This window comes from Flavobacterium sp. T50_26 (genome assembly GCF_057652995.1).
Genome location: NZ_JBYFCC010000028.1, coordinates 15,866 through 29,966, shown reverse-complemented (window position 1 = coordinate 29,966; position 14,101 = coordinate 15,866). Strand labels below are relative to the sequence as shown.

Below are 14,101 nucleotides of genomic sequence, written 5' to 3'. Positions count from 1 at the left end.
AAGAGTTACATGAAAAAATTGTATCAAACACTCCGTATTCTGGTATAAAAGCGATTAAAAATATTTTAACTTATAATTTTCAAAAATAAATAAGTTACTATCACTAAAAATCATGAATGATAAAATTTTAAGACCATTAAAAGACAATCGACTTTGCAGTGAGGGGTGAAATTAAAAAACATTAAAATATGATTTTTTTTGACATATTATACGTTAACATTTATAAGTTTTTGCGATTAACAAGAGTTAGTTTATTAGAGAATTTAGATGAAATCAAAGTTCAAGCAAAAGTTATTTTTTATGGTTTAATCGGACTTAATTTTTTTAATTTATTAAGCATTTGTTATTATTTGATACTTAATAAAGTGCTACCATTAAATTATTCAATAATATCAATACTATTGGGTTTTGTATTTGTTTATATATTCTTCAACAGGAATAATAGGTTTGAAAAAGTTATAGACTCACATTTGATGAAAAAGAATTATTTTCATATGTGTATCACAATAATTACAATAACAATAACATTTTATTTAATGCTAAAAACAGGTGACTTAATTCGTGATAATGTAAAATTAATGTAACGTCCATTATCAATAATGAACTAGCTCTCTTCCTAAAGTCTTCATAAAAAATCCTCAATAAAGAGCTTTTTCCCTACCTTTGCACCCAATGAAAAAGAAATTAGCCATACTAAACCTGTATTTGATGTCGGCAGTATTGTTCACAATACTGTTTCAGTCATTGCATACCTACAGGCATTTGGTAGCTGATTATTTTGATGAAACCGAAGTCTGTCATCATTCACACGATGGTTTTTCGCATCAACATTCAGAAGATAATTGTTCCGTTTGTGATTTTCATTTTTGGTTTTATCTTCAACCCAATGCATTAACGTATCGATTTGATTTTCCAATCAAACCTGTTCCGTATTTAGTTCCGGAACAAGCACAAATTTCCTCTTTTTCAGGCTCTCTTTTTTCGCATCGCGGACCGCCGCAAACCGTTTAAAATCTTAGAAACAAAAAATAGTCATTTGCTACATCAATAGTAATGACTCTATGTGTTTTATATTTTGAACCAGAAAAATGCGATACTTAAATATCCTTTTCTTCTTGTTGATGTTTGGATTTTCGAGCTATGGTCAATTCACGTTAAGTGGAAAAATCACCAACGAAAAAAACCAACCGCTAACCGGAAGTCACATTCATACCAAGTACCTGAATACTGCTAGTAACCCAATTGGCGAATTCGAAATCAACGGTTTGCCCAAAGGCGAATTGCGGGTGTATATTTCCTATTTGGGATATAAAACCTGCGACACGTTGGTAGATATTACCGAAGATTTTGTGTTGAATGTGCAATTGAAACCTTCCGAAACCACTTTGGAAGAAATCACCGTAAAGCAAAAAGTTTCGCAAGTAAGCAACAGTTTATCCGAACAGCAAATTTCTAAAGAATCGATGGAGCGAAACAGTTCCAAAACGTTAGCAGAAGCGTTGAAAGAAGTGTCAGGAGTTTCTCTTTTAAAAACCGGAACAAGTATTGTAAAACCGGTTATTAACGGTTTGCACAGCAGTCGAGTGCCCATTTTTTCCAATCAAGTTCGCTTGGAAGATCAACAATGGGGAACCGAGCACGCACCGAATTTTGATTTAAATGCAGCCGGAAAAATTTCGGTTATCAAAGGTGCTTCGGGTTTGCAATACAGTGGCGATGCTGTGGGCGGAATTGTTGTCATCGAATCAACTAACGTCAAGCAAGACACTTTATTTGGAAAAACGATGATTAGCGGTTCATCCAATGGTCGTGGCGGAACAATAAGTTCGAGCATTCATAAAGGAAATGAAGAAGGTTGGCGATGGAATGCGTTGGGAACGTTCACTTATTTTGGTGATCGGGAAGCTCCTGATTACATTTTATCCAATTCCGGAAACCGAGAACTGAATTTTTCGGGCGATGTTTCGTATGTGAAAGAAACCTATGAACTATCTGCTTTTTACAGTTTATACAATGCCACGATTGGTATTTTGAGTGCTTCGCATATTGGAAATGTGACGGATTTATACAATTCCATCAATAACCAAATTCCGTCTGTGATTAATGATTTTACATATTCAATTCAGCATCCAAAACAAGCCATTCAACATCATTTGCTAAAACTGAATTATTTGCAAAAGTTGGATGAAAGCAGTTCGATTTCTACTTTTTATTCGCTTCAATTTAATAACCGAAAAGAGTTTGATTTGCGGAGGGATAATGAGAACAAAGCGGCTTTGGATTTGGAATTGACTACTCACTCACTTCAATCGGATTATAAAAAAGAATGGAATCAATTTAGTTTGAAAACCGGAATCAGCGGATTATTTCAAAACAATTTTGCGAATCCAAGAACCGGCGTCAGACCTTTAATTCCAACTTATGTTCGATTTGACGGCGGATTATATGGTATCGGAACGTATAAAATCAAAGAAGATTTAGTGTTAGATGGCGGAATTCGCTATGATTTTTCAACTATCGAAGCTTCAAAAGATTATTTGAAATCACGTTGGGATGAACGAGGTTATCAAGCTGATTTTGCAGATATTATTGTTGACGAAACTTCAGATCAATGGCGAACCAAACCGCAATTTACTTTCCATAATATTTCTGCGAGTTTGGGTGTTCGAAAAGATTTTCAGTCGGATTGGAAATGGTTAAACAACATCAGTTTATCCAACAGAAATCCGAATCCGTCCGAATTTTTTTCCGATGGTTTGCACCATTCTACCGGACAAATTGAGTTGGGCGATTTACGTTTGAAAAAAGAAGAATCAATTAAATTTTCTTCTTCCTTATCAAAAAAATGGAATTCATTTTCGATGGAAATTAATCCGTATTTTCATCATATTACCAACTTTATGTATCTTCGTCCTATTGGGTTTGAAACCACTATTCGAGGAGCTTTTCCCGTATGGGAATTTCAACAAACCAATGCTCGGTTACTCGGAATCGATTTTCATTCGCAATGGAATATTTCATCCAATTGGCAACATAAATTTTCATTTGCCTATGTAAACGGAGAAGATTTATCAAAAAATCAGCCGTTGATTGATATGCCACCGATGAACATTTCCTCTTCCATCCAATATAAAAAACCGGAATGGAATGGATTGGTTCTAGAACTTCAATCAGAATCAGTGTTTCGTCAACATCGTTATCCCAACTTCAATTTTGAAAACGATATTATTGTGGATGGCGAGTTTGTTACGGTTTTGGTTGACATCAGCACACCGCCAAAAGCGTATCAATTGTTTCATTTTTACTCGGAAATGAAATTTAAAATGTTCAAAAAATTGGATACAACAATTGCTTTTTCAGTTCAAAATATGTTAAACACAACCTACCGTGACTACTTAAATCGTCAACGTTTTTTTGTTGATGAAATGGGTAGAAACATTCAATTACAATTAAAATTTAATTATTAAAAACACAAAAATGAAAAATTTAAAAATGATGGCTTTGGCCTTAACCACAATCTTTACATTAAATTCTTGCAGTAACGACGATTCTCCGGTTGTTGAAGAAGAATTAATTACAACCTTAACCGCAACATTTGTGGGTGGCGGACAAACCATCACATTAACTTCGAGAGATGCAGATGGTGATGGTCCAAATGCTCCGGTAATTACCATAAATGGAAATTTTGTAGCGGAAACAACGTATTCCGGTTCTGTTCAGTTTTTGAATGAATTAGTCAATCCTGCCGAAAATATAACTGAAGAAATTGAAGAGAAAGATTTGGAACACCAAATTTTTTATCAAATTTCAAATAGCTTAGGGAACTTTACCTATTCTGACTTTGATACTGATGGAAATCCGCTTGGATTAGAATTTACATTTACAACAGGAGCAAATCCGGGAACAGGATTTATCACAATCACGTTAAGACATTTGCCAAACAAAAATGCATCAGGCGTTTCAGAAGGCAACATTACTAATGCCGGTGGTTCAACCGATATTGAAGTTACTTTTCCTGTAGTAATAATCTAAATTTATTCGAAAATTATCCTTTTCAACCAAACCTTCAAAAACAGTAAGGTTTGGTTTTTTTATTTGATTTTGTGAATTTTATAAAGTTTTTTTTATTAATTTAGATATTTTAATATCTTTTTTCAACCAAAACCTTATATTTTATGAATTCACAATTTACCAAACTGATGCGAATACTGCTTGGAGCTATTCTTGTTGTATTCGGACTAAACAAGTTTTTAAACTTTATTCCGGCTCCTGAATTACCGGAAAATGCAGCAAATTTTATCGATTCTTTAGCATCAACCGGCTATGTTTTGCAAGTGGTTGGAGTTATTGAAATACTAATTGGACTATTACTGCTTTTGAATAAATGGGTTGCTTTTGCCCTAGTTGTTTTAGTTCCGATTTCGGTGAATATTTTGTTATTTCATTTATTTTTAGATATTCCCGGAATAAGCGGAGCACTTTTGGTAACTGTTTTCAATGGAATTTTGATGTACAAGCTATGGCCAAAATACAAACCACTATTTAACTAAAATTAACATTTTGGTTGATTATATTTGTCAATATCAATCAATTCAAAAGAATGAAAAAATCTATTTCAGCATTTGCAATTGTTTGTGTAATTAGTATGAATGCACAAACAAATTCTCCTATTAAATATCCTGAAACGAAAAAAGGTGATGTAAAAGACACTTATTTTGGTTCAGAGGTTAACGACCCTTATCGATGGTTGGAAGACGACCGTTCAAAAGAAACCGAAGCTTGGGTAAAAACTCAAAATGAAGTTACGTTTAACTACTTAAATAACATTCCATATCGTGCTCAAATCAAAGACCGATTAGAAAAATTATGGAATTACGAACGTATTTCGGCACCATTTAAAGAAGGAAATTATACGTATTTCTACAAAAATAACGGTTTGCAAAATCAATCGGTTTTATACCGAAAAGATAAAGCAGGCAAAGAAGAAGTTTTCTTAGATCCAAATACGTTTGCGGCTGATGGAACAACTTCATTGGCGAATTTAGAATTTTCAAAAGATGGTTCGCTTGTGGCCTATTCCACTTCGGAAGCCGGTAGTGATTGGAACAAAATCATCATTATGGATGCTGTTTCAAAGAAAGTATTGGAACAACCAATTGTTGATGTAAAATTTAGCGGAATTTCTTGGTTAGGAAATGACGGGTTCTTCTATTCCAGTTATGATAAACCGGAAGGAAGCGAACTTTCGGCCAAAACCGATCAACACAAATTATATTACCACAAATTAGGAACTTCTCAAAAAGAAGACAAAGTGATTTTTGGTTTAAACGAAAAGAGAAGATATGTGAGTGGCGGTGTGACCGAAGATCAGAAATATTTAATTGTAACTGCTGCTAATTCTACAACCGGAAACGAATTATACCTTAAAGATTTAAGCAATCCAAACAGTAAATTAGAAACTATTGTTGATAATTTTAATAGCAACAATTACATTATAGATAATGTAGGTTCAAAGTTATACATCGTAACAAACTTGAACGCTCCTAACCAAAAAATGGTGACTGTAGATGCTAAAAACGCAAAACCGGAAAATTGGAAAGATTTTATTCCACAATCGGATTATGTATTATCTCCTTCAACCGGAGGCGGATACATTTTTGCAAATTATATGAAAGATGCTATTTCGCAAGTAATTCAATATGATTATGAAGGAAAAGCCATTCGCGAAATCAAATTACCGGGAGTTGGTTCTGCCGGAGGCTTCGGAGGGAAAAAGACCGATAAGGAACTGTATTTTTCCTTTTCAAACTACATCACACCCGGAACAATTTATTCGTATGATCCAAAAGCCGGAACATCAAAAGAATACCAAAAACCTAAAGTAGATTTCAATTCTGCGGATTATGAAAGTAAACAAGTGTTTTATACTTCCAAAGACGGAACAAAAATCCCAATGATTATCACCCATAAAAAAGGATTGAAATTAGACGGAAAAAATCCAACTGTTTTGTATGGTTATGGTGGTTTTAATGTGAGCTTAACGCCAAGTTTCAGTGTTGCCAATGCGGTTTGGATGGAAAATGGCGGAGTTTATGCAGTAGCCAATTTACGCGGTGGTGGTGAATATGGTAAAAAATGGCACGATGCCGGAACACAAATGAATAAGCAAAATGTATTTGATGATTTTATTGCTGCAGGTGAATATTTGATTGCTCAAAAATATACATCTTCTGATTATTTAGCTATTCGCGGTGGTTCTAATGGCGGATTGCTTGTTGGTGCTGTAATGACGCAACGTCCGGATTTAGCCAAAGTCGCGTTACCTGCGGTTGGTGTTTTAGATATGTTGCGTTACCATACTTTTACAGCCGGAGCTGGTTGGGCTTATGATTATGGAACAGCCAATGACAGCAAAGAAATGTTTGATTACTTAAAGAATTATTCGCCTGTTCACAACGTGAAAAAAGGAACAAAATATCCGGCAACGTTAGTCACTACCGGAGACCACGATGATAGAGTTGTACCGGCTCACAGTTTTAAATTTGCAGCTGAGTTGCAAGACAAACAAGCCGGAGAAAATCCTGTGTTGATTAGAATTGATGTAAATGCCGGACATGGAGCCGGAAAACCAATTTCAAAAACCATTGAAGAAGTAGCCGATATTCAAGCGTTTACTTTATATAATATGGGGATTAAGAAAATATAGTTTAATCAACATTAATCTATTTTATAAAAAACATTAAGCAATTAAGGTTCATTAAGAATTGTAACTTAATGAACCTTAATTGCTTAATGGTTTAAAAAAACTTAATTTTTAATATTCAATCTTCCCCAAATAACTCATCTGCCGCACAATAAATCCCTTTCTTCTATTGATATAATTAGATGAATTAGATGCTTTAAATTTTCTCGGATTAGGTAAAATTGCTGCAATTCCGGCCGCTTCTCGTTGAGTTAAATTCTTAGCATCTTTCCCGTACCAAACACGTGATGCTTCTTGTGCTCCATAAACGCCATTGCCCATTTCAATACTGTTGAGATACACTTCCATAATTCGTTCTTTGCCCCAAATGAGTTCGATTAAAACGGTGAAATAGGCTTCTAAACCTTTTCGCAAATAACTTCGCCCCGACCATAGAAAAACATTTTTGGCCGTTTGTTGCGAAATGGTACTTCCGCCCCTCAATTTCTTGCCTTTTTTGTTGGCTTCCATTGCTTTTTCAATCGCTTCAAAATCAAAACCGTTGTGAATTAAAAAATTTCCGTCTTCACTGGCAATTACTGCTTTTTGAAGATTAATAGAAATTTCTTCAATAGGAACCCAATCGTGACTGCAAATCATTTCCTTACCTTCCTTTTTTTGCTCAATGGCTCTAATTCCCATTAAAGGAGTAAACGGCACAGGAACAAATTTATAGAGAAGTACCATAAAAATAGAAATTCCAAAAAACCACAACATTGCTTTCCAAAGGAAACGAAATATTTTTTTTATCATAAATTAATCAATTAAATCTGCTAATTCTTTTCCAACCAAACTGCCAATTGCTACGCCCATTCCGCCTAAGCGAACGCCACAATATATATTTTCACTCAGTTGTTTTACTATGGGTTTTTTGTGATTTCCAACGCCCATAATTCCGCTCCAGCGATGTTCAATTTCAAACGATTGGTTGGGCAAAATTACTTCTTTTAGCAATTGCACCAACTTGTTTTGAATAATTTCTGTTTGAGCTAATTCTGTTGTAGTTTCGCCATCAAAATCTAAATTTCTTCCTCCGCCTAGCAAAATCCTATCTTCAAAATTTCTAAAATAATAATACCCTTTATCCAAATGAAACGTTCCTTTAATATCTAAATTCGGGATGGGTTTTGTAATCAAAACTTGTGCTCTCGCAGGTTTTACTTCGCCATTCGTAAGTTCACTGGCAAAACCATTGGTAGCAAAAAACAATTTTTTGGTTTGAAAAGAAAAATCGCCCAAAACAACTTCTACTTCATTATTTTTTTCAACATATGAAGTTACAGTTTGATGATTTAGAATTAAAATATTTTGCTGACCAGCCATTTTTAAAAGCTCATGCATCATATTTCCGGTATCAATTTGAGCTTCATACGGATTGAAAAGCACGTATTCTTGAATTCCTTGAAAAGCAAATCGATCAATTTCCTTCGAAAAAACGTCATTTTTAAACAACGGTTTCAGAGTTTCATTAATAAACGGAAGCTTTTGCAAACATTCTTCATACGTAGATTCATCTTCCTTCAAAAACAATTCATATCCGCCATAAGGTTTCAAATCTAAGGCTTCATTACCAACACGTTTACGAAGTAATTGCAATCCCTCCCATCTTTTTTGAACTAATTGCAACACTTCTTCTTCCGTGTGCGAATTCAAATCATCCAAAATTTCAGAAACCGAACCAAAACAGGCAAAACCGGCATTTTTCGTACTCGCTCCTTGCGGAAGAACACCTTTTTCAAGCACTAAAATTTTAGCAGAAGGAAATTTTTCTCGCAATTCAAGTGCACAATGCAAGCCAACAATTCCACTACCAACAATAGTGAAATCTACATTTGTAAACCAATTTTTAAGTTCCCAAAAACTAAGTTGCATCTTTTTGAAAAAATTTTCATAAATGTACTTTTTATTTTAATGATAGAAAATATTTTACTGAAAAGACTTATTGTTTTGGTTTGATGCTTTTATAAGCTCTACATTTTAACATTTCAATTATCAATATAATAAGATAACAATCACATTTTTTTAAATTTGTTAATAAATTAGTAGAATCATCCGTTAACGACATAAAAATAATTTTACATTTGGCTCGATATTAACTAATCAACCAAAATTTATGAAGCTCAAATTACTCACCATTGCACTCTTTGCAAGTGTATGCTTTTCTAATGCTCAAGAGAAAAGCAATTTCTGGAAAGCCACAGCTTTAAAAAGTAATACCACACTTTTAGAAAGCGAGATGCAACTTCCACAAAAAAATGTTTTTGAATTAGATGTTGAAGGAATTAAATCTATTCTTTCATCAGCACCCAATCGTTTTGCCCAAACCAAAGACGGAAAAGTTATTTCTTTTCCAAATGAAAATGGCGAAATGGAACGATTCAAAGTCTATGAAAACTCTATTTTAGCACCTGAATTGGCAGCAAATTATCCTGAAATTAAATCGTACATCGGAATTGGCGTTGATAATCCAACTTCAACTGTTTATTTCAGTATTTCTCCGCTTGGGTTTAAATCCATGCAATTGAATGCCGGAAAATCGGCTGTTTTTATTGAACCTTTATCAGCTGACTTAACCACATATTCTGTTTATAAAAAAGCTGACAAAGCAAAAAACTTTTCACCTTTTGAATGTAAAGTTATAGACCAAGTACAAAATCAAGTTGACCCATCTACGTTAAGACCAAATGCGGACGACAGCACTTTACGAACATTCCGTTTAGCCGTTTCAACTACAGGAGAATATACTGCCTATTTTGGCGGAACAAAAGCCTTAGCTTTAGCTGCCATTAATAACACAATGACGCGTGTGAATGGTGTTTTTGAAAAAGATTTTGCTATTAGAATGGTTTTAATTGCCAATACAGATGCTGTTATTTACACTAGTTCAACAACAGATCCTTATACAACAAGCTACAACAGCCAACTTCAAAGCACTCTTACTTCAGTGATTGGTGATGCTAATTATGATGTTGGTCATTTATTCACAAGAGCATCCAACAACGGAAATGCAGGTTGTATTGGATGTGTATGTAGCTCTGGCAAAGGAAGCGGTTTTACATCAAGCACAATCCCGACCGGAGACACTTTTGACATTGATTATGTTGCCCATGAAATCGGTCATCAATTCGGTGCAAATCACACATTTTCGTTTAGTAATGAAGGAACCGGTGCAAATATGGAACCTGGTTCTGGTTCAACAATTATGGGTTATGCAGGTATTACTCCTCAAGATGTTCAACCAAATTCTGATGCTTATTTTCACGCTTTTAGTATTCAACAAGTAACGAATAACATAAAAAATAAAACGTGTCAAACCAATACGGCTACCGGAAATGCCGTTCCAACTGCTGATGCTGGATTAAATTATACCATCCCAAAAAGCACACCATTTATGCTAACCGGAGCCGGAACAGATGCTAACGGGGATGTGCTAACCTACAACTGGGAACAATTTGACAACGCTGCTTCCAACGCAACCGGAGCAAGCTCAGCGGCAAGTGCAACAAGAACGACGGGACCAACTTTTCGTTCATATAATTCATCTACATCTCCTGTAAGATACTTTCCTAACATGTCTAGAGTATTGGCTGGTGCAACCACAACTGCCGGTACAGAAATTACCGTGGAAGCTTTACCTTCTGTAGCAAGAACTATGAATTTTAGATTAACCGTTCGCGACAACAGAGCCGGTGGTTCTGCCAATAATAGTGATGATATGATTGTAACAGTTAACGGAACAGCAGGGCCATTTACTGTTTCTTCTCCAAACACAGCAGTTTCATATGCCGGAGGAAGTACGCAAACCGTAACTTGGAATGTAGCCGGAACTACGGCGAATAACGTAAATTGTGCAAACGTTGACATCTTATTATCCACCAATGGTGGTTCAACTTGGTCAACGCTTTTAGCCGCTACACCAAATGATGGAACACAAGCTGTGACAATTCCAAACACACCTGGAAATCAAAACCGTATTATGGTTAAAGGAACAAATCATATCTTCTTTGATGTTTCGAATACTAATTTTACCATTACTGGAAGTGTAACAGACACAACAGCTCCTTCAACACCAACTAATTTAACCGCTTCAGGAACCACACAAACCTCAACTAATTTAACTTGGACAGCATCAACAGACAATGTAGGAGTTAGTGGGTATGATGTGTATAGAAACGGAACTTTTTTAGCATCAACAACTTCAACAACGTATGTTGCTTCAGGTTTAACAGCTTCAACGGCGTACACCTTTTATTTAAGAGCAAAAGATGCTGCAGGAAACGTTTCCGGAAATAGTAATACCGTTAATGTAACTACTTTGAGTGCTCCTCTACCAGACACCACAGCTCCATCAACACCAACAAATTTAACAGCTTCGGGAACAACTTCTTCTTCTACAAATTTAGCTTGGACAGCTTCCACAGATAATGTTGCAGTAACAGGTTATGATGTTTACAGAAACGGAACTTTCTTGGCTTCAACAGCATCAACAACTTATGCTGTAACTGGATTAACAGCTTCAACGGCTTACACTTTTTATGTTAGAGCAAAAGATGCTGCCGGAAATATTTCAGGAAATAGCAACACCGTAAACGTAACTACATTAGCTAATTCAGTTACCTATTGTGTTTCAAAAGGAAACAGTACTGCAGATGAATATATCAACAGAGTTCAGTTAGGTTCCATCAACAATTTATCAGGAAATAATGGTGGTTATGGAAACTTTACTAATTTATCTACTAATTTAGTAAGAGGAACAAGTAACACGATTACAATCACTCCAGCTTGGACAGGAACAGTTTATAGTGAAGCTTACCGTGTTTGGATAGATTGGAATAGAGATGGTGATTTTGCCGATAGTGGTGAGCAAGTTTTCAACAGAAACAGAACAACTGCAACACCAATTTCAGGTAGTTTTACAGTGCCTGCTTCAGCTTTGCTGGGCTCAACAAGAATGAGAGTTTCAATGAAATACAATGCATCACCAACTTCTTGTGAAACTTTTTCGTATGGTGAAGTGGAAGATTATACCGTAAATATCGTTTCATCAGGAAGAGAAGGAGAAATGGAAATTGAATCAGTTTCTAGAACGTCAATCACACTCTATCCAAACCCTGTGAAAGATGGTTTAGTATATATTTCTAGTGAAACAAATTTCACAACTTACCGAATCATCAACCTAATGGGTCAAGTGGTGGCAAACGGAAAATTAGATACTAACAGCGTTTCAGTCTCTTCTTTGGCATCAGGAACGTACTTATTAGAAGTTTCTAACAATGAAAAAGTTGACACGAAACGATTCATTAAACAATAATTTAAAATACAATTTTTTAGAAGCCATCTCCATCGAGGTGGCTTTTTTTATGAAAAAAAATCGTTACTTTTAGCCTTTAAATTTTTATCAAATGAAGAAAATAATTTTAATCGTATCATGTTTTATGGGATTAACCGCCGCTACTGCTCAACAAGTGCTAACTCCCGAAATGTTGTGGAAATTAGGAAGAGTATCTCCTTTAGGAATTACAAAAGACGGAAAAAGTATCCTTTTTAAAGTCTCTACACCTTCGGTTGAAGAAAATAAATCCAATTCAAAAACCTATAGCATTCCAATAAATGGTGGCGTTGCAACAGAAATTACTGAAACCAAAGAACTTTTAATTGATAAAAATCTTTCACCTGATGGAAAATACATCCTTTCACATAAAGAAGTAAAAATTGAAAAGATTAACGGAAAAGACATTTATCCTGAATTAGACAAATCGGATGTTCAAGTTTACAACGCCTTAGATTACCGTCATTGGGATACGTGGAATGAAGGAAATCACAACCACGTTGGTTTTGCAGAAGTGAATAAAGAAGATTCATTCTTTGATATTATGAAAGATGAATCGTTTGATTCTCCTCAAAAACCATTCGGTGGCGACGAAGATTATGTTTGGTCAAAAGATGGCAAAAGTATTATTTATGTTTCTAAAAAGAAATCAGGAACGGCTTATGCTACTTCAACAAACACCGATTTATACGAATATAATCTTGAATCAAAAACCACTAAAAATTTAACCGAAAGCAATTTAGGTTACGACACCCATCCAACCATTTCTCCAAACGGAGATTTATCTTGGTTACAAATGAAACGCGATGGTTTTGAAGCTGATAAAAACGATATCATTGTTCGTTTCAAAGGAATAGATATCAATTTAACTTCCGGTTGGGATGGAACGGTTGACAGTTTTAAATGGAGTGAAGATGGTAAAAAAATCTACTTCATCGCTCCCGTTGACGGAACTGTTCAATTGTTTGAAGTGAACTTTCCTGGGTTAACCCGAATTGCAATTACAGTTAGACAAATTACTACCGGAGATTTTGATGTAACTGATATTGTTGGTTTTTCAGGAGATAAAGTAATTCTTGGCAGAACCGATATGAATCACGCCAAAGAACTTTTTTCTTATGATTTTAAGAAAAAAACGTGGCTTCAATTGACAAAAGTAAATGATGAAACGTATAGCAAATTAGCCTTACCAAAATTCGAAAAAAGATACGTCACCACAACCGATGGCAAGAAAATGTTGGTTTGGGTAATTCTTCCTCCCAACTTTGATAAAACTAAAAAATACCCAACGTTATTGTATTGCCAAGGTGGTCCACAAGGAGCATTATCGCAGTTTTATTCGTTCCGATGGAATTTCAGTTTGATGGCTTCGCAAGGTTACGTAGTCGTGGCTCCCAACCGTCGCGGAATGCCCGGTCACGGAGTAGAATGGAACGAACAAATCAGCAAAGATTGGGGCGGACAAGTGATGGATGATTACCTTTCTGCCATAGATGATGTAGCCAAAGAAAGTTATGTCGATAAATCACGATTGGGTGCTGTTGGAGCCAGTTACGGCGGATATTCTGTGTTTTATTTAGCAGGAATGCACAACAAACGATTCAAAACATTCATCTCTCATTGCGGCGTTTTCAATCTAGAAAGTATGTACGGAACCACCGAAGAAGTTTTCTTCACCAATTGGGATATCGGCGGAGCCTATTGGGAAACCAACAATTCTGCTGCTCAAAAATCATACAACCAATTCAATCCCGTGAAGATGGTGAACAAATGGGACACGCCAATCCTTATCATTCAAGGTGGAAAAGATTACCGTGTGCCAATTGGACAAGGACAAGAAGCGTTTCAAGCAGCTCAATTGCAAGGAATCAAAAGCCGATTTATACTTTTCCCAGACGAAAATCACTGGGTGCTCAAACCGCAAAACGCTATCGTTTGGCAACGTGAATTTTTTGGTTGGTTAAAAGAAACGTTATAACAAAAGTCCCGAAGCAATTCGGGATTTTTCATTTTTAACACTTCCTAAAGAA

The 14,101-nt window shown here is 35.4% G+C and carries 9 protein-coding genes; 7 read left to right on the top strand and 2 right to left on the bottom strand.

What is annotated here, in order from left to right; genetic code table 11:
- Positions 1-672 precede the first annotated feature (672 nt).
- From AC23MC_RS14395 to AC23MC_RS14375, 5 genes are all read left to right on the top strand, one after another.
- The gene (locus tag AC23MC_RS14395; protein WP_487569046.1) at positions 673-1,011 is read left to right on the top strand and encodes a hypothetical protein; all 339 of its coding nucleotides are present in this window, start codon (positions 673-675) and stop codon (positions 1,009-1,011) included.
- A gap of 77 nt (positions 1,012-1,088) precedes the next feature.
- Entirely contained in the window at positions 1,089-3,467 is a 2,379-nt protein-coding gene (locus AC23MC_RS14390) for a TonB-dependent receptor (RefSeq protein WP_487569045.1), read from the top strand.
- A gap of 10 nt (positions 3,468-3,477) precedes the next feature.
- Positions 3,478-4,032: a type 1 periplasmic binding fold superfamily protein gene (locus AC23MC_RS14385; RefSeq protein ID WP_487569044.1), complete on the top strand. Its 555-nt coding sequence runs from the start codon at positions 3,478-3,480 to the stop codon at positions 4,030-4,032.
- A gap of 143 nt (positions 4,033-4,175) precedes the next feature.
- Positions 4,176-4,550: a DoxX family membrane protein gene (locus AC23MC_RS14380; protein WP_487569043.1), complete on the top strand. Its 375-nt coding sequence runs from the start codon at positions 4,176-4,178 to the stop codon at positions 4,548-4,550.
- A 95-nt stretch (positions 4,551-4,645) separates the two neighbouring features.
- Positions 4,646-6,706: a prolyl oligopeptidase family serine peptidase gene (locus AC23MC_RS14375; protein WP_487569059.1), complete on the top strand. Its 2,061-nt coding sequence runs from the start codon at positions 4,646-4,648 to the stop codon at positions 6,704-6,706.
- A 108-nt stretch (positions 6,707-6,814) separates the two neighbouring features.
- Here the strand turns inward: AC23MC_RS14375 and mtgA are convergent, their stop codons facing one another.
- Positions 6,815-7,495: a monofunctional biosynthetic peptidoglycan transglycosylase gene (mtgA, locus tag AC23MC_RS14370; RefSeq protein ID WP_487569042.1), complete on the bottom strand. Its 681-nt coding sequence runs from the start codon at positions 7,493-7,495 to the stop codon at positions 6,815-6,817.
- Between the two features lie 3 nt (positions 7,496-7,498).
- Positions 7,499-8,614, bottom strand: coding sequence for an NAD(P)/FAD-dependent oxidoreductase (locus AC23MC_RS14365; protein ID WP_487569041.1), 1,116 nt, complete (start codon positions 8,612-8,614; stop codon positions 7,499-7,501).
- 241 nt (positions 8,615-8,855) lie between these two features.
- On the opposite strand from AC23MC_RS14365, the gene AC23MC_RS14360 reads away from it, so the two are divergent.
- Both AC23MC_RS14360 and AC23MC_RS14355 read left to right on the top strand, forming a co-directional pair.
- The gene (locus tag AC23MC_RS14360) at positions 8,856-12,053 is read left to right on the top strand and encodes a reprolysin-like metallopeptidase (protein ID WP_487569040.1); all 3,198 of its coding nucleotides are present in this window, start codon (positions 8,856-8,858) and stop codon (positions 12,051-12,053) included.
- A gap of 91 nt (positions 12,054-12,144) precedes the next feature.
- Positions 12,145-14,049 carry a S9 family peptidase gene (locus AC23MC_RS14355; RefSeq protein ID WP_487569039.1) on the top strand — a complete coding sequence of 635 codons (1,905 nt, stop codon included), beginning with the start codon at positions 12,145-12,147 and terminating at the stop codon, positions 14,047-14,049.
- Positions 14,050-14,101: the final 52 nt, after the last annotated feature.

Coding starts and splice junctions, on each gene's coding strand:
- AC23MC_RS14355 (WP_487569039.1), top strand. CDS start 12,145: ATGAAGAAAATAATTTTAATCGTATCATGTTTTATGGGATTAACCGCC.
- AC23MC_RS14380 (WP_487569043.1), top strand. CDS start 4,176: ATGAATTCACAATTTACCAAACTGATGCGAATACTGCTTGGAGCTATT.
- AC23MC_RS14375 (WP_487569059.1), top strand. CDS start 4,646: ATGAATGCACAAACAAATTCTCCTATTAAATATCCTGAAACGAAAAAA.
- AC23MC_RS14395 (WP_487569046.1), top strand. CDS start 673: ATGAAAAAGAAATTAGCCATACTAAACCTGTATTTGATGTCGGCAGTA.
- AC23MC_RS14365 (WP_487569041.1), bottom strand. CDS start 8,614: ATGCAACTTAGTTTTTGGGAACTTAAAAATTGGTTTACAAATGTAGAT.
- mtgA (WP_487569042.1), bottom strand. CDS start 7,495: ATGATAAAAAAAATATTTCGTTTCCTTTGGAAAGCAATGTTGTGGTTT.
- AC23MC_RS14385 (WP_487569044.1), top strand. CDS start 3,478: ATGAAAAATTTAAAAATGATGGCTTTGGCCTTAACCACAATCTTTACA.
- AC23MC_RS14390 (WP_487569045.1), top strand. CDS start 1,089: ATGCGATACTTAAATATCCTTTTCTTCTTGTTGATGTTTGGATTTTCG.
- AC23MC_RS14360 (WP_487569040.1), top strand. CDS start 8,856: ATGAAGCTCAAATTACTCACCATTGCACTCTTTGCAAGTGTATGCTTT.